General features: G+C 40.2%; 17 protein-coding genes. 4 read left to right on the top strand and 13 right to left on the bottom strand.

The features are described from left to right. Positions 1 to 49 precede the first annotated feature (49 nt). From BUC07_RS16535 to gcvT, 6 genes are all read right to left on the bottom strand, one after another. Entirely contained in the window at positions 50 to 3,025 is a 2,976-nt protein-coding gene (locus BUC07_RS16535) for a PEP/pyruvate-binding domain-containing protein (RefSeq protein WP_073172159.1), read from the bottom strand. 130 nt (positions 3,026 to 3,155) lie between these two features. Further along, entirely contained in the window at positions 3,156 to 4,406 is a 1,251-nt protein-coding gene (locus tag BUC07_RS16530) for a DUF1015 domain-containing protein (RefSeq protein ID WP_073172156.1), read from the bottom strand. Positions 4,407 to 4,408: 2 nt separating this feature from the next. Further along, positions 4,409 to 5,338 carry an NAD(P)-dependent oxidoreductase gene (locus BUC07_RS16525; protein WP_073172153.1) on the bottom strand — a complete coding sequence of 310 codons (930 nt, stop codon included), beginning with the start codon at positions 5,336 to 5,338 and terminating at the stop codon, positions 4,409 to 4,411. 70 nt (positions 5,339 to 5,408) lie between these two features. Further along, positions 5,409 to 6,479, bottom strand: coding sequence for a 3-phosphoserine/phosphohydroxythreonine transaminase (serC, locus tag BUC07_RS16520; RefSeq protein ID WP_073172234.1), 1,071 nt, complete (start codon positions 6,477 to 6,479; stop codon positions 5,409 to 5,411). 280 nt (positions 6,480 to 6,759) lie between these two features. Next, entirely contained in the window at positions 6,760 to 8,022 is a 1,263-nt protein-coding gene (locus tag BUC07_RS16515; RefSeq protein WP_073172142.1) for an IS110 family RNA-guided transposase, read from the bottom strand. 602 nt (positions 8,023 to 8,624) lie between these two features. Next, entirely contained in the window at positions 8,625 to 9,707 is a 1,083-nt protein-coding gene (gene gcvT, locus BUC07_RS16510) for a glycine cleavage system aminomethyltransferase GcvT (protein WP_073172231.1), read from the bottom strand. 190 nt (positions 9,708 to 9,897) lie between these two features. Here gcvT and BUC07_RS16505 point away from each other — a divergent pair, with 190 nt between their 5' ends. After that, positions 9,898 to 10,251, top strand: coding sequence for an Hpt domain-containing protein (locus BUC07_RS16505; protein WP_073172137.1), 354 nt, complete (start codon positions 9,898 to 9,900; stop codon positions 10,249 to 10,251). Between the two features lie 55 nt (positions 10,252 to 10,306). Here the strand turns inward: BUC07_RS16505 and clpB are convergent, their stop codons facing one another. Further along, the gene (clpB, locus tag BUC07_RS16500; RefSeq protein ID WP_073172134.1) at positions 10,307 to 12,895 is read right to left on the bottom strand and encodes an ATP-dependent chaperone ClpB; all 2,589 of its coding nucleotides are present in this window, start codon (positions 12,893 to 12,895) and stop codon (positions 10,307 to 10,309) included. 598 nt (positions 12,896 to 13,493) lie between these two features. Between clpB and ppdK the strand changes: the two genes are divergently transcribed. Further along, positions 13,494 to 16,196 (top strand): pyruvate, phosphate dikinase, encoded by a 2,703-nt coding sequence (gene ppdK / locus BUC07_RS16495; RefSeq protein ID WP_073172131.1) that lies wholly within the window; start codon positions 13,494 to 13,496, stop codon positions 16,194 to 16,196. 542 nt (positions 16,197 to 16,738) lie between these two features. Here the strand turns inward: ppdK and BUC07_RS16490 are convergent. The 3 genes from BUC07_RS16490 to BUC07_RS16480 all read right to left on the bottom strand — a co-directional run bounded on the left by BUC07_RS16490 (position 16,739) and on the right by BUC07_RS16480 (position 19,797). After that, positions 16,739 to 17,407 (bottom strand): response regulator transcription factor, encoded by a 669-nt coding sequence (locus BUC07_RS16490; protein ID WP_073172128.1) that lies wholly within the window; start codon positions 17,405 to 17,407, stop codon positions 16,739 to 16,741. 7 nt (positions 17,408 to 17,414) lie between these two features. Continuing rightward, on the bottom strand, positions 17,415 to 18,215 hold the full coding sequence (locus tag BUC07_RS16485) for a sensor histidine kinase (RefSeq protein WP_073172125.1): 801 nt from the start codon (positions 18,213 to 18,215) through the stop codon (positions 17,415 to 17,417). A gap of 214 nt (positions 18,216 to 18,429) precedes the next feature. Beyond that, entirely contained in the window at positions 18,430 to 19,797 is a 1,368-nt protein-coding gene (locus tag BUC07_RS16480) for a sigma-54-dependent transcriptional regulator (RefSeq protein WP_073172227.1), read from the bottom strand. 236 nt (positions 19,798 to 20,033) lie between these two features. Between BUC07_RS16480 and BUC07_RS21545 the strand changes: the two genes are divergently transcribed. Beyond that, complete coding sequence (locus BUC07_RS21545) at positions 20,034 to 20,798, top strand: flavin reductase (protein WP_073172122.1); 765 nt, start codon at positions 20,034 to 20,036, stop codon at positions 20,796 to 20,798. 165 nt (positions 20,799 to 20,963) lie between these two features. Here the strand turns inward: BUC07_RS21545 and BUC07_RS16470 are convergent, their stop codons facing one another. The 3 genes from BUC07_RS16470 to BUC07_RS16460 all read right to left on the bottom strand — a co-directional run bounded on the left by BUC07_RS16470 (position 20,964) and on the right by BUC07_RS16460 (position 24,048). After that, positions 20,964 to 21,710, bottom strand: coding sequence for a hypothetical protein (locus BUC07_RS16470; protein ID WP_073172119.1), 747 nt, complete (start codon positions 21,708 to 21,710; stop codon positions 20,964 to 20,966). 199 nt (positions 21,711 to 21,909) lie between these two features. Next, positions 21,910 to 22,791 (bottom strand): class I SAM-dependent methyltransferase, encoded by an 882-nt coding sequence (locus BUC07_RS16465; protein ID WP_073172117.1) that lies wholly within the window; start codon positions 22,789 to 22,791, stop codon positions 21,910 to 21,912. A 411-nt stretch (positions 22,792 to 23,202) separates the two neighbouring features. Continuing rightward, on the bottom strand, positions 23,203 to 24,048 hold the full coding sequence (locus tag BUC07_RS16460; protein WP_073172114.1) for an AraC family transcriptional regulator: 846 nt from the start codon (positions 24,046 to 24,048) through the stop codon (positions 23,203 to 23,205). A 170-nt stretch (positions 24,049 to 24,218) separates the two neighbouring features. Here BUC07_RS16460 and BUC07_RS16455 point away from each other — a divergent pair, with 170 nt between their 5' ends. Next, complete coding sequence (locus BUC07_RS16455) at positions 24,219 to 25,511, top strand: TolC family protein (RefSeq protein ID WP_175552554.1); 1,293 nt, start codon at positions 24,219 to 24,221, stop codon at positions 25,509 to 25,511. Positions 25,512 to 25,716: the final 205 nt, after the last annotated feature.

Genomic DNA, 25,716 nt, shown 5'->3' with positions numbered 1-25,716 from the left:
CATTCAGAAGCCTCAGAGTTCCTGTTGTACAACACATAAAAACATTTTTCTATAAATGAATAAGTGCCTTTCGTTCTTTTCCATTCATTAAAACTTTCAATGGTTCTTTAAAATGAATGTGTTTTATAAACTCACTTTCATTCACAATTTTCTGCGCTTTCAGCATGTCCATTTTTAAAAATTCGTTTTTTGAATTGTGAGGCACAGAGAAGTAGCCCACGTTCATAGAGGTTACATTATGAAAGAAATGCGATCCGAGAGAAGCATCGAGCGGAAAATCGGGCAACCCCATTTCTACAATTACACGTGCTTTTGAAATATTCGACCAAAGTACGGGAATTCCGGTGTAAGGATCGCGCGAGCCCCAGCGCCCGGGACCAATCAAAATATACTCCCTGCCCTCTTTTTCGATTAGGGTGTTAATTTTATTTATTTCGCCGGCCATCTGACGGGTTTTGGACTTTTCAAATTTCTCAGGATCAACAAAAACAATATCACTGATACTTTCAATTTCCCCGTTACCCATTCCTCGTTCGGTGTACATAATAACTCCTTCATCGTCGAGTGCCCCCAGGTCAATGTCCACTTGTTGTTCAAGCCTTATTAAAGGTTTTATTTGCAACAGGTAGAGGGTGGGCACCCCATTTTCTTTGGCATCCAAATCAATGGCATACTCGATTTCCACCGGCGACCCCATGGCTTCTTTAAACAATTGAAGGAGCAGCCTGAGGGTTTCGGCTAACGGGACATAATCATATTTCAGGATATTGGCAAAATCGATAACCCGTGGCCCTTCGTCCTGAATTCCGGGAACCAGATCGTCGTTCTCCATCAGGTAAGTTGATGCAGAATGCTCAAGCGTACCATCTTTTTCAGCTTCTTTAATCCTGAATTTTATAATAGCAGCATCCTCGCCGTCGGTAATAAGGTCAAAATCATTTTTTGTCATATCGATGGCATAAAAATGACGCTGGGTATCGCGCAGCTGATCGCTGACAGCCGTAGGATTTATGGCAGGAAAACGGGGACAGAAACGGTACGAACTTTCCCCTCCAACAACATACATTCCCAGCCCAACAGCTGCCACTGAAAAACCATCCTCGGGTTGCATGTACGAAATGGGATAATAATTATACGATTGTGCAACGCCCGAAATTGTCGGATAATATTTGTTGTTATATTCCTGCCCTACTACTTCCTGAATAACAACTGCCATTTTTTCTTCTTCAATTTTATAATTAATGGCATCGAAATAAGCTTGCGACGATTCGGTAAAAATACTTGCATACACTAGTTTCACTGCTGTTTCCAGCTGATTGAAACGCACATTTATATCGGGATGGTTATTGGGAATTAAGTAGGTTGCATAAACGCCTGAAAATGGTTGCAGCAATGAATCCTCGAAAAGTCCGGATGACCTCACGGCAAGTGGTTTATTTACCTGTTCGAGATAGCTCATTAAGCGCTCCCGGATTTTACTGTCAAATTCCGACTCCAGGAAATGCTGCCGGATGGACTCGTAATCGTTTAATGAATAAATATCGTCATACAAATTATTCATTTCAACAAACTTGTCGAACTCAAGCGCCCCAATTATTGTAGTTGAAGGAATGCGGATATTTAAACTGGGTATCAGTTTCTGAAAGTCTATATTTTCAATAAAATTGCAAATAAAGGCAATGCCTCTTCCCTTTCCGCCCAGTGAACCTTTGGCCAGCCGGTGAATCAGCCGGTTTGATGTGGCCAGTGCGGGATCGAAATTCACGATGGTGCCCTTTAACTTTTCGAACCTTACATTTTGAAAAACATCAAGACAAAACTGCCGCAGCTCTTCTGCGGACTCGAAGTCTTCTGTTTTTATCGGCCGCAACTGTTCGGCCATATTAATTTCGCCGCGGGCCATCAGCCAGGTTGAAAAAGAATTTCTTTTCCCGTGGTAAAGCAGTGCCTCGGCCGGAATATCCCTGAATTTTTTTTGAAATTCAACCAGGTTTTCAGCTTCGGTAATCGGTTTGCCATCCTGGCCTTTAAAAACAAAATTCCCGAACCCGAGGCGCCGGTACAAAAAGTTCAGAATATCCATGGAAAGGCTTTCTGAATTTTTATCGATGAAATCGGCCTGAATGCTTTTTGCACGTTCTGCATTTTCAATGTCCTGCGACTGCAACAACACCGGAATGGCGTATTTCAGGTTGCTTTTCGCATACTTCAGCAGCTCAATTCCGGCATTTTCATCGTCCACCCCGTTGAGTTCAAACTGAACGTCGGAAATAACACAAAGCATGTACCGCCGGTAGCTATTAATAACCTGCACCGCATCTTCAAAGTTATCAACCAGAATCACTTTGGGCCGGGCCCTCATTTTCAAAATTTTATGCAACTCGTCTTTGGCATCTTCCTGCACCAGAATCTGGGTTTGGGTCATAATTGTGGTGTAAAGAATTGGCAGGTAGCGCGAGTAGTACTGAATGCTGTCTTCCACCAGCAGCACCACCCGAACATTCCCGTTTTGTGTATCGCGGGCTACATTCTTTTTGTCCTCTATGTATTTAATCATGGCCAGGAAAACATTGGAATTTCCGTTCCACACAAATATCCGGTCGATAAAGTCTATTTTTCTCCCTTCGGCCTGAAAATAGCTTAAATCGGCATTGTTATTTGCCAGCAGCAGAAGCGGAATCCGCGGACGGCTCTGACTCAGCTCGCGCGCTGTTTCAACTGCTGCATCTTTATCGAGGCCGGCCATTACAATTATCAGGTCGAAATCGCGGTGTTCGAGTGTGAGTAGTGCTTCTTCCCTGGTATTTACGCTTGTAAACCGCGGTGCTGCATATAAATTGAGCTGCAGGTATTCGCCAAAAATTTTATCGCTGAACTGGCCTTCCCGCACAATTGAATAGGAGTCGTAAAGCGTGGCCACAAGGAGCACTTCTTTTACCTTTGTGGGCATAAGTTCCTGAAAAATATCGCGATCGGTTTTTTTACGCTTGTAAATGCTGCCAAGTGTTATCTTTTCAATATCCATAATTTCTGATTTTAAACTGCTGAAATTAGCGATTTTTAAGGAAAATAAAACAGCCGGTGCAATGTTTGGGAAATAAAAAAAGGGACCGAAACACTCAGCCCCCTTTTCAAGTTAATATACATTCTACATGTCAGTCCAGTTTGTGAATTACCAGTCCCGAGCGTAATTTGGGTTCAAACCATGTGGTTTTGGGAGGCATAATATTCCCGCTGTCGGCAATGTGAATTAATTGCTGCATCGAAACAGGATAAAGAGCGAAAGCTGCTTTCATTTCGCCTGAGTCAACCCGCTTTTTTAGTTCTTCCAGTCCTCTGATTCCGCCAATAAAATCGATTCGTTTTGAGGTACGCAGGTCAGTAATATCAAGAATTGGCCCAAGAACCTGACTTGAGAGGATAGTAACATCGAGGACACCAATCGGGTCGTCATTATCAAATGTTCCCTTGCGGGCAGTGAGTTTGTACCAGTTTCCTGAAAGATAAAGGCTGAACTCGTGTAAACGTGATGGTTTGAATATCTCAGCCCCTATTTTTTCTACTTCAAATCCTTTGGTTAGTTCTTGTAAGAAACCCTCTTCTGAATGGCCGTTCAGGTCGGTAACAACCCGGTTGTAATCAATTATCTGCAGTTGATCGTCAGGAAAATGCACTGCCATAAAAAAGTTGTATTCTTCGTTGCCGGTGTGGTTCGGATTTTGGGCTGATTTTTCGAGCCCAATCCGTGCGGCGGCGGCTGTTCGATGATGCCCGTCAGCGACATAAGTGCAGGGTACTTTTTCAGCAAAAAGCTTTTCAAGTTTTTGGTTTTTAACCACATCATTAATTACCCAAAAGTGATGTCCGAAACCATCATCAGCTGTAAAATCGTAATCAGGTTCGTTATTTTCCACTACGCTTTTTATAACCTCATCAATTTCAGGAACAGCTTTATAGGCAAAAAATACAGGTTCAATGTTGGCATTCAGGTACCGCGTAAGCACCATGCGGTCTTCCTCCTTCTCCGGCCGTGTGAGTTCGTGCTTTTTAATCACTCCCTTTTCGTAATCGGAGCAGGCTGCACCACCCACAATACCGTACTGCGTGCGCCCGTTCATGGTTTGTGCGTAGATGTAATATTTGGGTTCATCGTCTTGCACCAACCATCCTTTTTCCTGAAAAGCAATAAAGTTTTCCCGGGCTTTATTGTACACAGTTTCAGAATGAATATCCTGAATTTCCGGCAGTTCAATTTCGGCACGGGTAATACGCAGCAGCGATTTTTCGTTCCCGGCGGCCATTTGTGCTGCTTCTTCCGAATTCATTACATCGTAGGGCAAACAGGCCAAATCTTCTGCAATATTTTTAGGTGGACGGAGTCCTTTGAACGGTTTTATAGTTGCCATAATTATTTTTTATTCACCTGATAAGTGGTGTCGCCATTTTCAAAAAAAGCAACAATTTGCTGTACTGCAGCTACACCTGCGTTAATATTTGCTTCAATAGTTTGGGCACCAGCTTTTTTAGGGGTGAAAAAATAGCGCCCTTCAAATTTTTCCTGAAAAACATCCTCGCAGTCGGGTGTAATATCCGACATGTATTTAATTCCGGGCTTTTCTTCCATTATTCTCACCAGGTCGGGTTCGTTAATTACCTCTTTACGCGCTGTGTTTACAACTACAGCTCCATCTTTAAGGTATTTCAACACATCGTAGCTAACGGATTTAATATGTTCGCCGCGCGCCGGAACATGAATGGAAACAATGTCGCTTTTTTCGTAAAGTTGCTCCAGCGAATTGGTTACTTTTAACCCAATGGCTGCAGCGGCCCCTTTGCTGTAACGCGTATAAACAATAACTTTCATCCCAAAGGCGCGTGCAATGCGAAAAACATTCCGGGCAACATAACCAAACCCGTGCAAACCAAGGGTGCGCCCCCGCATTTCACCACCGGATTTACCACTGAATTTTTCGCGTAAACCAAAAAGCGCCAAACCGATGGCCAACTCGGCCACCGCATTGGAGTTTTGGCCGGGAGTATTCATCACAACAACCCCTTTTTTTGTTGCTGAGTCCAAATCTACATTATCGTATCCGGCACCGCCTCTCACCACAACCTGAAGCTTTGGAGCAGCTTCAAACACATCGGCATCAACCTTATCGCTTCTTACAATTAACGCATTGGCATCAGCAACTGCTTTCAGCAAATTCTGCCGGTCAGTGTAATTTTCAAGCAATTCAAGATTATATTCGGAATTTGCTTTACTTAAAATCTTTTTAATTTTTTTTATTGCCTCCGGAGCAAACGGTTTTGTGGTTGCAATTAAAATCTTTTTCATAGATAAGGGTTTTTGCAGAAAAAATCCCGCAACCTCTGCTTTAAGTGCCGGGTTGCGGGTAATTTTCCATTTATTTATTTTTTTCGAAATCCTGCATCACTTCCACGAGGGCTTTCACGCTCTCGTAGGGCATTGCATTGTATAACGATGCCCTGAAACCACCAACTGAGCGGTGCCCCTTAATTCCAACCATTCCTTTTTGGGTGGCGAAATCGAGAAAGTCTTTCTCAAGTTCAGTATAATCGGGTGCCATAACGAAAGTAACATTCATTCTTGAACGATCTTCGGGATTGGGCACAGTGGGAACAAACAGCTTGTTGCGATCCAGTTCGTCGTAAAGCAACCCGGCTTTCTCGATGTTAATTTTTTCCATGCCTTCAACACCGCCTTTTTCTTTGAGCCATTGCAATGTTTGCAAACAAGCAAAAACAGGAAGTGTAGCCGGTGTGTTAAACATCGAGCCTTTATCAATATGGGTCTTGTAATTCAGCATTGTAGGAATTGGCCTGTCAACACGTTGCAGTGCCTCATCTTTTACAATTACCAGCGTAGCTCCCGAAGGCCCGAGGTTTTTCTGGGCACCGGCATAAATTACATCGTATTTTGCTACGTCAATCGGGCGGCTGAAAATATCGGACGACATATCGCCTGCGAGCGGAACATTCACGTCGGGCTCCTTTAAAATTTCGGTGCCATAAATGGTATTGTTGGTTGTGATATGGAAATAATCGGCATCCTCGGGAACGGTGTAGTCTTTGGGCAGGTAATTAAAGTTGGCATCTTTTGAGGAAGCCACTTCAACTACGTCGCCAAAAAATTTGGCTTCTTTAATGGCTTTTGATGACCACGAACCGGTATTCAGATAAGCCGACTTTTTATTCATTAAATTGTAGGGTACCATTAAAAACTGGAGGCTTGCCCCGCCCTGCAAAAAAAGCACCGAGTAACCTTCCGGAACGTGAAGCAATTCTCTTACCAGGTTCTGGGCTTCTTCCATAACAGCTACAAATTCTTTGCTGCGGTGCGAAACTTCCATCACCGACAGACCGGTTTCGGCAAAATTTAACGCAGCTTCGGCTGTCATTTTTTTGGTAAACTCAGGCAAAATGGAGGGTCCTGCATAAAAATTGTGTTTTTTCATACGTAAATAATTTCTATTAAATGAGCCTTTAGAGCCCATGTTTTGTTTAAAATCAATAGTTTTTAAAATAAAAAACAAAAGAAAAGAGAGCACTTGTCGGTATGGCAAATACAGGGTTATTGGAGGCAATTATTGAACAGCTAAGAGTTATAAAATTTCATACACGTGTTCGAATCACTTTCTTGGGTACTTAGCTGTTGAGGTCAGTTTCATTTTCGGCTTCAGTGTTATTCGCAAATAACGGGTGCCAGAAAAAATCGACCTTCGTATGGGTTTGTTGTTATCCTGCTTTTTCTACAGGTGGCAGTTCTTTTAACTCAACGACATAGCCTAACTTTCCCAGTTCACCTTTCAGGTACGCTTTACGTTTGGCTTCTGTCCTGCTGATTAAATACTCTGCCCCAAGTTCTTTGTACTCACTCATATCACTCAAGATGTGATAAACTGACTTCAGGATCGAATGTCCAACTGCAATTAGAGCCCTTTTTTTGCCCCTGCGCGCTGCCAGTTTGTGGTACCTTGCATGATAAAACGTGTTTTTTGTCCTTGTGGCTGCCCATGCGATTTCGGTCAGCACAGCTTTAACTTGTTTGTTTCCCCGGGTTGTCCGTCCGCTTTTTTTTTTACCGGCGCTCTCGTTGTTTCCCGGAGACATGCCGGCCCATGAAGCCAAGTGTTTCTCTGTTGGAAAAACACCCATGTCCAACCCGATTTCGGCTACAAGGTCTTCAACACTTTTAGAACTAATACCCGGAACTTTTTGGAGCAGTTCCAACGCATTTTCGTAAGGCAACAAAACTTCTTTTATCCGCTGGGTCAGGCTTTCGATGGTTTGCTGTGTACCGGCAATTTCCTGGCGGATGATTTGAAGCATATACACATGGTGTTCGGTAATAAATCCCTGGCAGGCTTCAAAGATTTCTTCTTTGGTAGCTGCCAGCTTTTTGTGATAAACTTCATCCACATCCTGCATGGTGATTTCCTCTCCGTCACAGATTTTGTCTATCAACTTGGTACCCACCACGCCGTTTGTGGAACTCAACACACTCGATAACTTGATGTTGGCATCCTCCAAAATCCGGATTATCCGGTTCTTGTTTGAGGCATTGCTTTGTACCAACTTTGTACGGTAGCGTGTTAAATCGCGTAACTCCCGCTGCTCTTTTGCCGGTATAAAACTCGGTTTGAGAAGCCCGGCAAGCAACAACTTACATAGCCATGCGCTGTCTTTTTTGTCGGTCTTATGCCCCGGAACGTATTTCACATGGGCGGCATTGACAACCCAAACCGTTATACCAGCCGGTTCCAGAATATTGTAAACAGGCTTCCAGAATACGCCTGTGCTCTCCATAGCCACGTGCGTAATCCCATTCTCCAATAACCAATCTCTCAATTCTTTCAAAGAACTCGTGACGGTGCCAAATTCCCGGGTTTGTTTTCTTAACCCTTCACCGTCAATGGTAGCTACTACCACTTTCTTGTGCACATCAAGTCCGCATCCCCGTGATACGACTTGCTTAAAACTTACTTGCGGTGGTTCCATCTTTATCGCCGTTTTAGTTATGTGGCTTATGCCAGAACTAAGTTACGAATACTCAATAAAAATGGTGTCGCCCGCAGCGCACCCAATTTTCATTCTCGTGGGTGTCTAAAAATTGTCATGTAGGTTTCATTTCATTAAAATTTTAAGGTTTTAACGCGTCAGGAACACATTATCAAAAGCTGTGATTTTTTTTGATTGCTAACCACCTGTACCTTAACGCATTTAATTTCAAACAACTATTAAAGGTGAATAAATAAAATTATTTTTTTGCAAAACACCTTTTCAAAGGTCGTTATTCATTTATGTTTTGCAGATGAGAAAAATCAATATAACGGCTTTAAAATTGAGTTATAAAACATTGTAAAGAAAGCCTGCAAGCTGATAAAAATCATTTTGCTGTTTTAACGTTTTTTGATGTCCCTCATGTAAAGCCATACAAATTTATTCGATTCTGAAAAAGAAAGCCACTTTTCAGGAAAGAATTTAAAAATGGAGCTATTATTTAACGGTCGAATAAATAGCTGCTCACCCAATAGTGTTTAAAATGAAAAAGCTGCTCCGCAGTCAGCAAAGCAGCTTTTTATTTATGAATATATACTCGCCTAAATAAACGGGAGCTTCACAATTTCAGCCGGGATATTCTTGTTTCTCACTTTTATCCAGACAGGTGATGCAAAAGCACTGTACTCTTTGGCTACATAACCAAGGCCAATCCCCTTGTTCAAAACTGGCGAAATGCTCCCCGAAGTTACCTCACCAATTTGGTTTCCTTCCGAATTAACAATTTGATATCCTTTGCGCGGGATACCGCGTTCCTTCAATACAAAACCACGAAGCCTTCTGGTTATTCCTTCTTTTTTTTGCATCATTAAAAAGTCGCGATCAACAAACTGACGCCCGTTGTTAAATTTGGTTATCCACCCCAATCCTGCTTCAATTGGTGAAGTTTTGTCGTCAATATCATTTCCGTAAAGGCAAAATCCCATTTCGAGCCGCAGTGTATCGCGGGCTCCCAGACCGGCAGGTTTAATATCAAATTCTTTACCTGCTTCAAAAATTGCATTCCAAACCTTTTCGGCGTGTTTGTTTTCAAAGTACAATTCAAAGCCACCTGCTCCTGTGTATCCGGTAGCCGAAATTATTACGTCATCAACCGCTGCAATGCTACCGGTTTCAAAAGTATAAAATCGGATATCGGATAATTTCACCGTGGTGAGTTTCTGCAAAATTTCGGTTGCTTTTGGCCCCTGTACTGCAAGCAAACTGATTTCATCCGAGCTGTTCTCCATTTCTGCACCAAATTCATTCTGGCTTTCAATCCAGTTCCAGTCTTTTTCAATATTTGAGGCATTTACAACCAGCATAAATTTTTCGGGGCTAAAACAATAAATCAGAAAGTCGTCAACAATTCCTCCTTTCCCGTTTGGCATACATGAATATTGTGCCTGCCCCGGCTTTAAAACTGTGGGATCGTTCGACGATATTTTTTTCACCAAATCGAGTGCATGGGGTCCTTTAATCCAAAATTCGCCCATGTGCGAAACATCGAAAACGCCTGCTGAATTTCGCACAGCGAGGTGCTCGTCCTTAATTCCACTGTATTCAACCGGCATTTCGTACCCGGCAAATTCAACCATTTTAGCGCCTTCTCTTTTGTGTATTTCGTTAAGTGCAGTAAGTTTCATATTCATTTTTTTTGTTTCCTGAACAGGGATAAATTCAGCCCCGGAGGAAGTAATTTATTTGGTTTCACCTTCAAATTAAATGCAAAATTATGGATTCGCTAATAGCTTTTACATGAATTTTATCAGCGTTTATGGAATTATTAATTTAGATAATTTCACTAACTTGCGCCCCCATATTTGAATATAGAAGATGAGCGAAAATTTCAAGTACATTAATCTTGGTTACATTGAAGAAATTTCGGGAGGTGACAAAGATTTTAAAAAAGAACTTATTCAGATTTTTCTGAAACAGGTTCCCGAGTTTATTGCAAATATGCATCAGTTTCTTTCTGAAGAGGAAAAAAACGACCTGGCTAAAGAGGCACACACGGCCAAGTCGTCGGCTTTAATTTTCAGCATGGAAGAAACCGGCAAAACCCTAAAAAGAATTCAGCTTCTTGCTGAAAACAATCAGATTGATCCCATTCCCGGATTGCTTTCCCAGGTTGAAGAAGAATTAAACGGAGCCACAAAGGAATTAGCATCTTATTTAAACGACTTGTAAAAAAGTTACTATAAGATGCCCTGACTTTACAGAGCCAGGGCACCTTTTATTGCACCTAATTTTTAAATACCAGGTTGCCCTCCTTTTCATCAATCTCAATGGGTTTTGTTTTATCAACCTGTCCGGCAAGTATTCTTCGCGACAATTCATTCAGTACATTTCTTTGGAGAATCCGTTTTACAGGACGTGCCCCGAAATGCGGATCGTACCCAGCCTGTGCCATCCAATCAACGGCATTTTCAGAAATTGAAATTTTAATATCAGTACCCGATAACCGTTTTATTACCTGGTTAAACTGTAACCGGACAATTTCTTTTATGTCATTCCTGGACAATGGTGTAAAAACTATGGTATCATCAATGCGGTTCAGAAATTCGGGCCTGATTGACTTGCGCAGTAAATCGAGCAGTTTCAGGCGTGTTTTTTCAAGCACTTCCTCCTGGTTTTTGTCCGACAGGTTTTCCATGCTTTCCTGAATAATGTGCGAACCGAGGTTGGAGGTCATTATAATTATTGTGTTTTTAAAATTAACGGTTCGTCCTTTGTTGTCGGTCAGCCTTCCATCGTCGAGCACCTGCAAAAGTACGTTAAAAACATCGGGGTGTGCTTTTTCAATCTCGTCGAAAAGCACCACTGAATAAGGTTTGTGTCGCACTGCTTCCGAAAGTTGTCCCCCTTCATCGTAGCCCACATACCCGGGAGGGCTTCCAATTAGCCGGGTAACAGAAAATTTCTCCTGGTATTCCGACATATCGATGCGTGTAATCATATTATCATCGTCAAACAAGTATTCGGCCAGCGCTTTGGCCAGTTCTGTTTTTCCTACTCCTGTTGAGCCCAGGAAAATGAACGAACCAATGGGGCGTTTTTCATCCTGCAGGCCGGCACGGCTGCGGCGGACAGCATCAGAAACTGCAGCAATGGCTTCATCCTGGCCAACCACACGTTTGTGCAGTTCTTCTTCCATGTGCAACAGTTTTTCGCGCTCGCTCTGCAACATTTTGGCCACCGGAATGCCTGTCCAGCGAGCCACAACTTCTGCAATATCTTCAGCGTCCACTTCTTCCTTAATCAGGCTTTCGCCCTCTTTCATTTTCTGCAGCTCTTTATGCAGTTTTTCAATATCATTCTCTGCTTCCTTTATTTTTCCATATCGCAACTCGGCCACTCGTTCATAAAGTCCCTGCCGCTCGGCATCATCAGCTTCAAAACGGTAATCTTCAATCTCCGATTTCTTTTTCTGAATGGCGTTAATGACCGACTTTTCACTTTCCCATTTTGCCCTTAACCGCGATTGTTCTTCTTTCAGATTTGAGATTTCTTCGCTTAACTGCGCCAGCTTTTTATCGTCTTTTTCACGTTTAATAGCTTCCCTCTCAATTTCCAGCTGTTTTACGCGGCGTTCAATTTCATCGAGTTCTTCAGGCACCGAGTCCATTTCGAGACGCAATTTTGCAGCTGCCTCGTCCATTAGGTCGATGGCTTTATCGGGCAAAAACCTGTCGGAAATATACCGCTGCGAAAGTTCAACGGCCGAAATAATTGCATCATCTTTTATCCGCACTTTGTGATGGCTTTCGTAACGTTCTTTAATACCGCGCAAAATCGATATGGCGCTGAGGGTATCCGGTTCGTTCACATGAACAACCTGAAAACGGCGCTCTAGTGCTTTGTCTTTTTCAAAATATTTTTGATACTCGTTAAAAGTGGTTGCACCAATTGCGCGCAATTCGCCCCTGGCAAGCGCAGGTTTCAGGATATTGGCCGCATCCATTGCCCCTTCACTTTTTCCGGCTCCCACCAACGTGTGGATCTCGTCAATAAAAAGAATAACCTCTTCGTTGGAATTCACCACTTCGTGAACCACTGCCTTAAGGCGTTCTTCAAATTCGCCCTTGTATTTTGCACCGGCAACCAGTGCGCCCATGTCGAGCGAAAAAATTTGTTTTGTCTTCAGGTTTTCCGGCACATCGCCCCGCACAATACGGTGGGCCAGCCCTTCGGCAATTGCAGTTTTTCCTGTTCCGGGTTCTCCAATTAAAATAGGATTGTTTTTAGTACGCCGGGAGAGAATTTGCAAAATGCGGCGAATTTCCTCATCACGGCCGATAACCGGGTCGAGTTTACCCGTACGGGCGCGTTCGTTAAGGTTCATTGCAAATCGGTTCAACGAGTTGAACTTGTCTTCTGCCGTCTGGCTGTCAACTTTTGAACCTTTGCGAAGCTCTTCAATGGCTTTTTGCAAATCTTTTTTTGAAATGCCGTTATCTTTCATCAACCGGCTAACTGAATCGTTGCCATCGAGCAGCGCCAGCAAAATATGTTCAACCGAAACGTATTGATCGCCCATCTCCTGGGCCAGTGCCAGCGATTTTTGCAAAACGCGGTTAGCAGTTGAAGAGAGGTACTGATCGCCTCCTGTAACACGGGGATACGATTCGATGATTTTATCCAATGCCTGCTGGAAAATGGTAGTATTTACGCCTAATTTTTTTAACAGAAACTCCACCACATTTTCAGCTGAATGTGTGAGTCCTTTCAAAATATGACCCGTTTCAGTTGCCTGCTGGTTATTCCCTTGTGCAATCTGAAAACCATGCTGAATGGCTTCCTGTGCTTTTATCGTAAAATTATTCAAATTCATAATCGTTGATTTTTCCTGTCAATTACAAATAACAATCCATAAACAACTGAAAGACAGAATGTCGCACACAAACAGAAAACCGATGAAATATTTGCATAAAATGACTGTCGGAGGTGCATTTTTGGCAGTAAGCCCCCAAAAAAAACAGGAGCGGATCATCACTCCTGTTTTTCTAACCTAACCAAATCTATTCTCTATGAAAAAACACGTTAACCTCAAACACTATTACAAAAATACGACAGAATTAAGTTAACACTTTGAAACCAAAGTTAAAGAATGTTAATACTTCATTTTCAAAATGATAAATAGCTTCGCCCACCTTTAAAGCAACAAAATAACCCCAAATGGATGCCTGCTTTCAAAACGAAAGTTCATCATGAATTTTCCGAATAAAATACCAAAAAGTTTTAAATTTCACTGAAAGATTGTTTACAATTTTTTAATATACCAATCTGTTTCCCCTTGTATTTCTGTTAAATATGGGACAGAGCCTGTTATGGAATAGTTCTGGGCTGTTTCAATTATAAAAAATTTAAGTTACATTAGCGTCCCAAAATATTTATGAGATTTATTCAGTAACAAATAAAAATAATTTCTTATGGCAAAACATGTATATACTTTTGGTGCAGGCAAGGCCGAAGGTAAAGCTGATATGAAAAACCTGCTGGGTGGCAAGGGGGCAAACCTTGCGGAAATGAATTTAATAGGTGTGCCTGTTCCACCGGGGTTTACAATTACTACCGAAGTTTGCACAATGTATAACGAACAAGGGCAGGAAAAAACCTTTGAAGTAATTAAACCTGAAGTAGAGGCTGCGGTTGCCCAGGTTGAAAAACTGACCAACACAAAGTTTGGAGACAAGGATAATCCGTGCCTGATGTCAGTTCGTTCGGGTGCCCGCGCATCAATGCCCGGAATGATGGACACAGTCCTGAACCTGGGGATGAATGCCGATGCTGTTGAAGGCATTACCAAAAAATCGGGCAATGCCCGTTTCGCATGGGACTCTTACCGTCGTTTCATTCAAATGTACGGCGATGTGGTAATGGAAATGAAACCCGCCAGCAAAGAGGAGAACGATCCTTTTGAAGAGATTATTGAACAATTAAAAGAAGAAAAAGGCATTGAGCTTGATACGCAATTCACTACTGAAGATTTACAGGAATTGGTTAAACGCTTTAAAGCAGCCGTAAAAAAAGAAACCGGAAAAGACTTTCCCACCGATCCGTGGGAGCAACTCTGGGGAGCAATTGCAGCCGTATTCGGAAGCTGGAATAATCCACGGGCGATTTACTACCGCAGGATGGAAAAAATCCCAGACGAATGGGGCACCGCCGTTAACGTACAGGCCATGGTATTTGGAAATATGGGCGACACATCGGCTACTGGCGTTGCATTTACACGCGATGCCGCAACAGGCGAAGACATTTTTAATGGCGAATACCTGATTAACGCCCAGGGTGAAGATGTGGTTGCCGGAATTCGCACACCTCAGGAAATTACACGTTCAGGCTCAAGAAAATGGGCTGAACTCCAGGGAATCAGTGAAGAAGAGAGAGCATCCAAATTCCCGTCGCTCGAAGAAACAATGCCGGAATTATACAAGCAACTGGATGAGACCCAGCAAAAACTGGAAGATCACTACAGCGATATGCAGGATCTGGAATTTACCATTCAGGAAGGTAAATTGTGGTTACTGCAAACCCGTAACGGGAAACGCACCGGCGCTGCAATGGCTAAAATAGCCGTTGACATGCTTGAAGATGGCAAAATTGATGAAAAAACAGCACTCTCGCGCATCGATGCCAACAAACTGGATGAGCTGCTGCACCCTGTTTTTGTTCCTTCTGCTCTTAAATCAGCAAATGAGGTGGCAAAAGGATTGCCCGCCTCGCCAGGCGCCGCAACAGGTCAGGTAGTATTTTTTGCCGACGAGGCAGCCAAATATCCGGTGTCTATCCTTGTTCGGGTTGAAACTTCGCCCGAAGATCTTGAAGGCATGCATATTGCCGAGGGTATTTTAACCGCTCGCGGAGGAATGACATCTCACGCAGCCGTTGTTGCACGGGGCATGGGCAAATGCTGCGTGTCAGGAGCAGGTGCAGTAAAAATCAATTACAAAACCCGCGTAATGACTATTGACGGGAAAGAGTTTAAAGAGGGCGACTGGATTTCGCTCGACGGCTCAACCGGAAAAGTTTACGAAGGAAAAGTAGATACCAAGAATCCTGAGATGAGCGGTAATTTTGCTAAAATCATGGACTTGGCTGAAAAGTTTGCCCGCATGAAAGTGCGTACCAACGCTGATTCTCCGAATGACGCGAAAGTTGCCCGGAAATTTGGTGCCGAAGGTATTGGCCTCTGCCGCACAGAACACATGTTCTTTGAAGGCGACCGCATTAAAGCCATGCGCGAAATGATTCTGGCAAATAACGAAACTGAAAGACGCAAAGCTTTGGAGAAATTATTGCCATACCAGCGCGAAGACTTCGAAGGAATCCTTGAAGCAATGGCTGGTTTTGGCGTTACTATCCGCCTGCTCGATCCGCCATTACATGAATTCGTGCCACACGAAGAAGCAAACCAGAAGGAAATGGCCCAGGAAATGGGAATTTCTGTGGAGGCCGTAAAAGCGTTGGTTGACGATTTACATGAATTCAACCCAATGCTTGGGCACCGTGGTTGCCGTCTCGGAAACACTTATCCCGAGATTACTGAAATGCAAGCGCGGGCAATTATTGAGGCAGCAGTGAACCTCAAGCAAAAAGGAGTTGATGCCCGTCCCGAAATTATGGTTCCGCTCATTGGTACTGTAAAAGAATTGAAACTCCAGGCTGATATTATCCATGAAACCGCACAAAAAGTTTTCGAAGAAAAAGGCGCCAAAGTTGATTACCTGGTAGGTACAATGATTGAGGTCCCACGTGCTGCGGTTACTGCCGATGAAGTGGCCGAAGTGGCCGAATTCTTCTCATTCGGGACCAACGACCTTACCCAGATGACCTTTGGCTACTCACGCGACGACGCAGGAAAATTCCTCCCCGTTTATCTTGAAAAAGGAATTCTGAAAAACGACCCGTTCCAGGTACTCGACCAGGATGGTGTTGGACAGGTAGTAAAAATGGGAGTTGAAAAAGGCCGTAAAGTAAAACCTGATCTTAAAATCGGTATCTGCGGAGAACATGGCGGAGAACCGTCTTCAGTAATGTTCTGCGATAGCGTTAAAATGGATTATGTAAGTTGTTCGCCTTACCGCGTTCCAATTGCACGCGTTGCAGCAGCACAGGCAAACATTAAATAATTTTCAATAAGCTTATTTTAACCTGAACTATTCATAAATTTTAAAAATATGAATAAAGTTCAGGTTAATCCCGACTTAGATGAAGTTGAACTTTTAAAAAAAAGTTTTACTGAATCTTAGTCGCTATCGGAGATAGGGATTATTTGTGAATAATCCGGGTTAAAGGCTGTTCATTAAGTTGGACAGCCTTTTTATTTTTCATAACATTTCAAATTCACAGGTACATCTACCTAAAAAAACACCGTAGAAATACGTATATCTAAATTCCCGTAGAAGTACTCTATTTTAAGAACATCACATTCCTGATATTTGCTGTGACAAAAGAGGTGATAACAGGATATGAAAAAACAGGAATTACATAAAGACCTTACCCAAATGCTCAAATACAGTAAACTTGGGCACACCATTTATGCTCCATTCCAAATTATCAAATTTTCACTCAATCCGTTAAACTTCCTCTCTCTCTTGTGAAATAAGATAACTTAGGAGCATTTTACTTACGGATTATCCGTAAAGGGGTTCTTGGCCGGGACCCCTTTTTTTTATTCAAAATTTACAAGATCATTTGTAAGTGCAAACACTACGAGTCCTGCAATATTTTTGGCCCCTGACTTATCAAGCAAATTACTTCGGTATCCTTCAATGGTTCGCACGCTCAAATTCAACTCGTCTGCAATTTCGGCGGCTGTGTATTCCCTACAGATTAATTCAAGCGTTTGAATTTCGCGGGGAGTAAATTTATGAATAAATAAGCCGGAATTCTTTTTTCTCTTTTTATTCAGGTTCCTGTAAATTAACTGCGATATATTATCAGAAAAATAGAAATCCTTTTCAATTACGCTTTTAATGGCAGTTTCCAGCTCATCCGGGTCGGCATCTTTCATTAAATATCCGTTCACTCCCTGCCTAATCAAATGCAAAATTAACTGGGCATCATCTTCCATAGTAAGAATTATCACCTTAATATCCGGGAATACTTTTTTTAATTCTTTGTTGGCCGCTATTCCATCCATTTCAGGCATCTGCAGATCAAGTAAGATTATATCAGGCTTTGAATCAACAGATTGCAGCAACTCAAGCAATTCTATACCAGTTGAAGCTTCATAAATATTTCCAATAAATTCAAAATCAGACAACAACGAACTGAGCCCTTTCCGAAAAAGTTTGTGGTCGTCGGTAATAACAAGGTCAATTTTTTGATTGGTAACCATTGTTAAATTATTTTATATCAGCATTGGATTTTATTCGCAATATTGCAAAGGTTCCGCTACCGGGAAATGATTTCATTTTATAATCGCCCCCCATCATTTCGGCACGGCTTTCGAGGTTTTTGAGCCCCAACCCGGGACTTTTCAGCTTTTCAGGTTCAAAGCCAATTCCGTCATCGGCAACCGAAACAGCCATATAACGTGGGGTAAAACGCATTTTAACAGAAATGCACTTAGCCTGTGAATGTTTGAGGGCATTGTTGATTAGTTCCTGCACAATACGAAAAATGGACAATTCTTTCTTTGGATCTAAACGGAACGGTTCCCCGCTTTTTTCGATATCAACTTTTACCTGGTCCGATTTATTAATCCAGTTTACCAGTTCTTCCAATGCAAATGAAAGTCCCAGTTTTTCGAGTGATGGTGGCATCAATGCCCGTGAAATACGTCGCACCTGGGTAATTACATCACCGAGGTAGGTTTTGGTTTCGCCAGCAAGTTTTTGGGGAATTTCGTCGGTTGATTTGCTTTCAATCCTTCCAACATTCATCTTTACAACCGAGAGCATGGCACCAACTTCATCATGCAAATCCTGAGCAATTCGTTTTCGTTCTTTTTCCTGCGCTTGCATTATGTTCCTGAGAATTTCTTCCTGCTGCTCGGCTTTCATCTTATTAATCTCGAGTTCTTTCTTTAATAATCGTTTCTGGTAGGTAACAAAAAAGAAAAATATGGCACCCGCAAGCAGGATCATGGCAAAGGTGCCAATCACATAAACTATTATAATTTCCTCATTACCAGATTGAGCCATCCGTTATTAGATATGAATAATTCTCTCTTAAAAAATCACCACGAAAATAAGTAACATAAATGAAATTTTGAAGTGTTGGATTGTAATTCTTCGCAAAAGAAAAGGGCAGCTCAAAAGCTGCCCTTAAATAAACCCCCAAACACACAAGCAATACAGAACGTATTGCATTACAAATGTATTAAAATTTAGTAAAATGCAAAATAATGTGCATTTATTAATTAAGTGCCAGTTCTTTTTTCTGGAGCATCCTGTAAATGGTAGATTTTCCGATTCCGAGTTTTGAAGCCACCAGCCTTACGTTTTGATTGTATTTATTTAAAAAATACTGAACAATTTCATGGTTATATTCTTCGAGCGTTTTCTCGTTCGACAATAAATTTTGAACGTTCTCTTCAACACTCATATTTAAATGTGCCGGCTTAATGGTGTCACTGTTGGTCATAACACAGGCCAACTCCATTATTGCTTTCAACTCCCTGATATTTCCGGGATAATTATATTTAAGTAAAAGTTGTTTGGTTTCATCCGGAATGCTTTTGGCAGCCATATTATTTTCTTTGCAAAACTCGTTTACAAAATGCTTGGCAAGCAAAATAACATCGTTTCCTCTTTGCCTTAGCGGAGGCAGCTCAATTGGCAACCCAAGCAAACGGTAATATAAATCCTGCCTGAACTTACCTTCCGAAACCAGCGTGGACAGGTTCTTATGAGTAGCAGTCAATATTCGCACATCGAGTGGAATTTCTTCTGTTCCGCCCAGACGCGTAACCTCACGCTCCTGAATAATCCTCAAAAGTTTGGCCTGGATATTCAAATCCAAATCGGCTATTTCATCCAAAAATAAAGTTCCTGTATTCGCAAGTTCAAATTTTCCTGTTTTCCTGAAATCGGCACCGGTGAAAGCGCCTTTTTCATGTCCAAACAGTTCACTCTCAACCAGCCCTTCGGGTATTGCCGATACGTTTACTGCAACAAACGGCTTGTTGCTTCGCGGCGAATTATAATGAATACCTTTGGCAACCAACTCCTTACCAGTCCCAGTTTCACCGTATATAGAAACTGAAATGTTGGTTTGTATGGCTTTCTCCATCAGGTTAAAAATATGGTCGATTTCGCGGCTGTTTCCTTTTATCAGTTTCCTGAAATGGTACCGTTCCTTAATTGCATCTTTCAACCGGGTGTTTTCCTCTTTTAACTGGTCCGACTGGTAGATGTTTTTAATAATATTGGTCAGCTTTTCACGCGTGTCGGGAGCTTTCATAATGTAGTCGTAAGCTCCGTTTTTCATCAGCTCAATGGCCGTGCTAATGCTTTCCTGTGCCGAAATAATTATTACATGCGTGTTTGGCAATTTTTTCTGGATTTCTTTTAACACTTCTTGCCCGGTCATGTCCGGGAGTGTATAATCCAGCGTAATTACATCGGGCTGATCATCGAGTTGTGCGATACAATCTTTGCCATTGTAAAAAACTTTTACCTGGTAATTGTTATCAACAAGCTGTTTTTTGAGAACCTGCGCGTAAAGTTTATTGTCTTCGACAATGAAAACTTTATACCGAATGTTGCTTTTTGGGTCTGACATCTTCTTTGATTTAATGTTGTTCGTCCATGTTTTGTAAATTCCGTACCAAAATAGGAATATTTTTTGAAACATTTCCCTTTTTGAGACAAATTTTTCATTTGGGATAAAAAAACCAATGAATTTTGCTTCTGTATCATTTATTTCACTAAAGGTGACAACAATAAAAGTAAGGCAATCTTATTCATATCAGCTAAATTTAGTTATTTTTATAAATGTTAAAATAAAAATCTGTTAGTATGAAATATAAAGCATTTCACAAATTATCTTACGGTTTATATATTATTGCCACCGAAACCAACGGCGAAAAAGCGGGTTATGTTGGCAATACCGCATTTCAGGTAACCGCCGAACCACCCCGGATTGCCATAAGCTGCAATAAAAAAAATGCAACAATCGATAAAATTCTGAATAGTAAAAAATTTTCGCTTTCGGTTTTAAGTAAAGAAACCAGTTCTTCACTGATTGGGGAGTTTGGTTTTATGTCGAGCCAGGACATGGATAAGTTCAAAAAAGTGGAAACCAAAACGGCTGTAACGGGCGCACCAATTGTTGTCGATTCGGCAGTGGCATGGTTCGACTGCGAGGTGATTTCAACCCACGATGTTGGCACGCACCTGTTAATAATTGGGGAGGTTAAAGACAGCGATGTTATTTCTGATGATGATCCGCTGACTTACAAATATTACCGCGAGAAATTTAAAATGCTATCGCCCAAAAATGCTCCAACCTATATCGAAAAAGAGAAGCTGGATAAAGAAAAAGAGGCAGATGATGAACCTGAAGAAAAAACTGCTGAAAATAAAGAGCATAAAAAGAGTAATAAAGATAAATTTAGAAAAAGCGGAAACACCTTTACCTGCAGCATTTGCGGCTTCCAATATAATCCTGAGGAAGGTGACCCAACCGCCGGGATTCCCCCGGGAACTCCTTTCGAAGATTTGCCGGATGATTACAAATGCCCTATTTGCAACGCCAGTAAAGAATATTTCAATGAAGATTAAATAATAAAACCACACCTTAATTATACTTCTTCAAAAAATCTTCATTAAGTAAATAGCCCTGATTCCGGCGGGTGCAGCCTGCCCGACAGTGTCATTCAGGCGGGTTCAACATGGACTCATCGCTGGGCGCTGCACGACGCTTAGAGTCCTGTTTATTGGCGGTAGTTATTCTATCTTCCTCAATATTTTATTTTCTCTGTCACAAATCCACAAATCATTATTTGCATAAGCTAAGTCACTTGCAATATATTCAATGTCAATAGATTTATCTATAATTATATTATATTCAGAGTCAAAACACACAATCCTATTTTTATTTATATTGCTCCTGTCAATTGCAAAAATCGTATCGTTATGTGTTGTTAATCCAGTCAAATAGTGATACTGCAACATTGTCTTTGCTTTATTTTCAAAGTCTATGCTGTATAAACAAGAACTCCACCCTTGATTTGAAGAACCAATAATCTTTGAATCACTGATTGTTATCCCAATAAATTCAGGTCGTTGTGTATTTCCTGATGCTTGAATTAAAATGGTATCAAGTCGTTCTCCAGTTTTTGAATATTTATAAATACTTGAAAATGGGTAATGAGATATTGTTGTGTCATTTAATACAGTAGTATCGTTTATACACCAAATATAATTGTCATAAAACTCAAAACCTGTGATTTTACAATCATTAAGGTCTAATGTTTTTAAAATCGTTCCATTGCTTGATAATTTATATAAATTGTTGTCTGAATCATCACTGTACCATAAATATTCTCCATCAAAGGCTAATCCCCTTGGGGATTCTGTTGGTATTGTAATCTCATTTTTGCTCGAATAATCATTAATTGAATTATCATTATTCTTTTCACATGATTGTAATCCAATCAAAATGATAAATCCTAAAATAATTAATTGTTTCATTTCGGTATTTTTTTATTGTAAGATGTTTTTTGCTTACGTTTCGTTGCGTCATAATTACCGCCAACGGTAAATTGTATGAGTAGTGGCGGATTGCGTAGTAGTTTCCTGTCAAACCGCTACGTAGTTTGAGCGGGCTACAAACCTTGATATTTACCACATTGCCTGCCATTACTTATACAAAATGTTATGCCGTCGTACTTTATTTCATTTTTTTTATTTTCGTCGTTTTAAAATCGTATTTGTTAATCTCGTATTTATTAATGTCAAACTGTTTATTATCAAGATATTTCTCAATAAATGGCAAATCTGGTGCATAATGAAAACATCCACCAATTTTCAATGAATTCAAAATATTCATATAAGTTTTGCCATATTCAATATAATTCCCATCTTCTCTAAGATTATGGTGTTTAAAATGATTTGAAAATCCTAAGTTACTGACTATTGTTCCCCATTTTTCTTTTCCATAATCGTATTCCAACCAATCTACTGTTATCAAATTTGACATTGTAAACTTAAATCTGTCAATTCCCAGAACTTCAATCCCCTGATTTTTAAGATAATTAACTAAATGTCCGTTATTTCCACAGCCTATATCCAAAACTGGTTGCATTAAATGCTTAACATCAATCTGTAAAATATCAATTTGCAATTTCGGGGAATATTCAGAACAAGCAACAGGACTTACTTTTTCGTTGTCGTTTTTATAAATCTTTTCAGCAAAAGGATTATTTTCTTTTAACCAAGTTTTTAGGTTTTCGTAATGATTTTTTGAAATATCCTCAATTGAATTTGTTTTAGTTTGAAGGTTTTCAAATAAATCAGAATAAATTTTTCCTAAATCATTTTTTGCTTTTGAGTCAAATGAGTAATATTGGTTTATCCTGCAAAATTCTTCTATTGCTTTATCAGTTGCGTAATCAATTAAGGTTTCTTTTGAATCTGGATTTAACTTATCAATACTTGAAATAGCTTTAACCGTTTCTTCAGCAAATTGAAAAAAATCTAATCTATCAAGAAAAATATTCTTGCCTTGATTAAACTCTATTTGGTTATCTATATTTTCTATAAATCTATCCATTTGTACTGGTCTCATTGTATGCGGCATAACGTCACTTGTAAGTTGTCGTTGCGGATTTCGGAGCTCGTTCCTGTCAAACCGCAACAAAGTTTATTAGATGTAACACCCTTGAAATTAGCACTATCCGCCAAATGCACTATACACGATGTTGGCAACTGGTGTTCATTCATATCCGTCGGTTTGTCATTTAATTAACTTTTATTTTCAAGTCTTTGTCAATCTGCACCAACCTATCCACGAAGCACAAATTTATTTTGTTTTTTTGAGCGTGGCCAATCCTAAAACCGTCCTGAAAGGCGGTTACTCGGGCTGGAGAGGTGGAAGCTCTTTTGCAATTTTGGTCTGTGAGCTGGCATGTGGGAATTGCAAATGTGCTTACGACTGTGTGCTAGCTTTTCAAAACAAAAAACATTACCCCTTCCGAAATTCACTTGGTGAAATGCCAACTCTTGATTTGAAATATTTGGACATAAAGGCTAAATCCGAGAAATTAAACTCATCTGCAATTTTTTGAAAGCTGTCGCTTGTACTTTTCAACCTTACTTTCAATTCTAAAATAGCATAATCGTCAATCCATTGTTTAGCCCCAAAGCTTGAATGCTCCATTGTAATAATTGACAGGTATTTTGAAGAAATACTCAGTGCATCCGCATAAAATTTCACATCTCTGTTTCGCTTATAAGTCCGCATAACAAGATTACAGAATTTCTCATATATCTCAGCCTTTCGGTTGTGTTTTGAACCGGATTGCGTTAGTTCATCTCTTCTAATCTTATCAAATAATTCTAAAAAAAATATTCGTAGTAAGTTCATTAATATTTCTCTTCGACAAAAGTTCTCGGTATCCAAGTATTTTTCTTCTATTTCTTTAAATCTTACAGCTTCTTCTTTCACTGTTTCGTCACCAACACGGTAATAAAAATGATAATGTAAGAAGTTAAGGAATGATGGCGGAAACCGAAAGGTAACTTCTTGGAGAATATGTGGTGCAAGGGTGAAATACATGATTAAAAAATCGGGGCTGATTTTTTTTTGTTCTACAATTTGACTGGGAAATATTACCATTATTTCGGACTTGACAAAACGATGCTTTGTCAGGTTTACTTCTATCTCGGCTTCTCCATTTAGACAATAACATATAATGCATTTCCCAGCTTTCGCCAATGCACTATTTAGAGGTAATTTATTACTTGTCAATGCTATTGCAAATTCATCCTCGGTTAATTCTGTGTTTGAGAATACTTCATTAGGATACATGTGTCAATTCTTTTTTTGATAAGCAAAAGAACTAAAATTTATTCATAAAACAATTAAATGTGGAAATTTTGACAACTATTAGCGAATTAATGATAACCAAAACGGAAACAAACTAAACGATTTTTGCGACTTAATTAATTCAATTTTATTTTATGAAAATACATTGTTGGTTGGCACTGTTTTTAATCAGTGCTCAGGTTGGATTTGCCCAAATACCTAAAGAAAAAATCATATCGCTGGATACAGTTTTTGTTTTAGCAGAGCGGAATAGTACTCATTTAAAAATTAGTAAGTCCATATCCGAAACAGCTAATATGGCTATTGATGTTGCTGAAAATTTACGTTTGCCTTCGGTCGATGTGGGAATATCAGCAATGTATTTGGGCGATGCAACAATATTTGACCGCAATTTTTCAAATGCACAGAATGCAGCAATGCCTCATTTTGGCAATAATTTTTCGGCAGAGGCTTCGTATGTGGTTTTTGCAGGAGATGCTGTATCTAATGCTATAGAAAAAGCCGAATTGGAATCACAAATAGCTACACTGTCGCATGATAAAAACCGTATGGATATTCGTTTACTCGTAGCCGGACAATACCTCGACCTTTATAAGCTCTACAATCAAAAAAAAGTATTTAATAAAAACATTGAAGAAACCAATGAACTTATCCGGCATGTAAAAGCAAAGCTTACTACAGGAATGGCACTAGATAACGACCTTACCCGATATGAGTTAATGTTACAAAACCTTAAACTTGCACTTATAGAAATTGAAAATAACATAAGCATTGTAAATATACATTTAACTATTGCTCTTGGCTTACCCGATGAAACAGTTATTATTCCCGACTCATCGGTACAGAATATAAATGAGTTGCCTTTGTTTGCAGAAAATTTGGTTGATGAGGCAAATGAAAAACGCCCAAGTGTTAAAATCCAATCATTGCAAAAGGAAGTTGCACAAAAAGATATTAAACTGGCAAAAGCCGATTTGTATCCTTCAGTTGCAATATTTGGAGCTGACTATTTTGAAGGACCAATAACAATGGAAGTTCCGCCAATCAACAAAAATTTAAACTATTGGTATCTGGGTGTTGGCATTAAATGCAATCTGGCATCGCTGTATAAATCAAGCAATAAAATATCGCTTGCCAAATCCTCTTTAAATACTGCAAACTATGCTTACGAGGCAGAATTAGAAAACACCCGCACAGCTATTTATTCTGCCCAAACAAAATATGGTGAGGCTTATGAGAAACTATATACCTATCAGAAAAGCTTTCAGTTGGCAAGTGAAAATTATGCAGTAATCAACAACAGGTATCAGAATGACCTTGCTTTGATAACAGAAATGCTCGATGCCAGTAACATGAAGTTGAAAGCAGAATTACAAGTTATTAATGCTAAACTCGATGTTGTATTTAATTACTACAAATTACTCAGAGAGATAGGTACTCTTTGATAACAAACTTTGATTGAATGAAACACATTAAAAACAATAATTGATAAATATTACAATACTTCGTTAAAAATGTGGATAACTATTTGAAAATGAGCAAAATAAGTATTTAAAATATTTGATTAAACCCCTGATAATCAGTATCTTAATGGATTTTACCACAAATCTGTTATAGAATGACTACCAGGGGATATAATAATTATAATTC

This window comes from Tangfeifania diversioriginum (assembly GCF_900141875.1).
Taxonomy (GTDB): Bacteria; Bacteroidota; Bacteroidia; order Bacteroidales; family Prolixibacteraceae; genus Tangfeifania; species Tangfeifania diversioriginum.
Note: the sequence above shows the minus strand (reverse complement) of the source record. Positions and strands in the feature narration are given on the sequence as shown.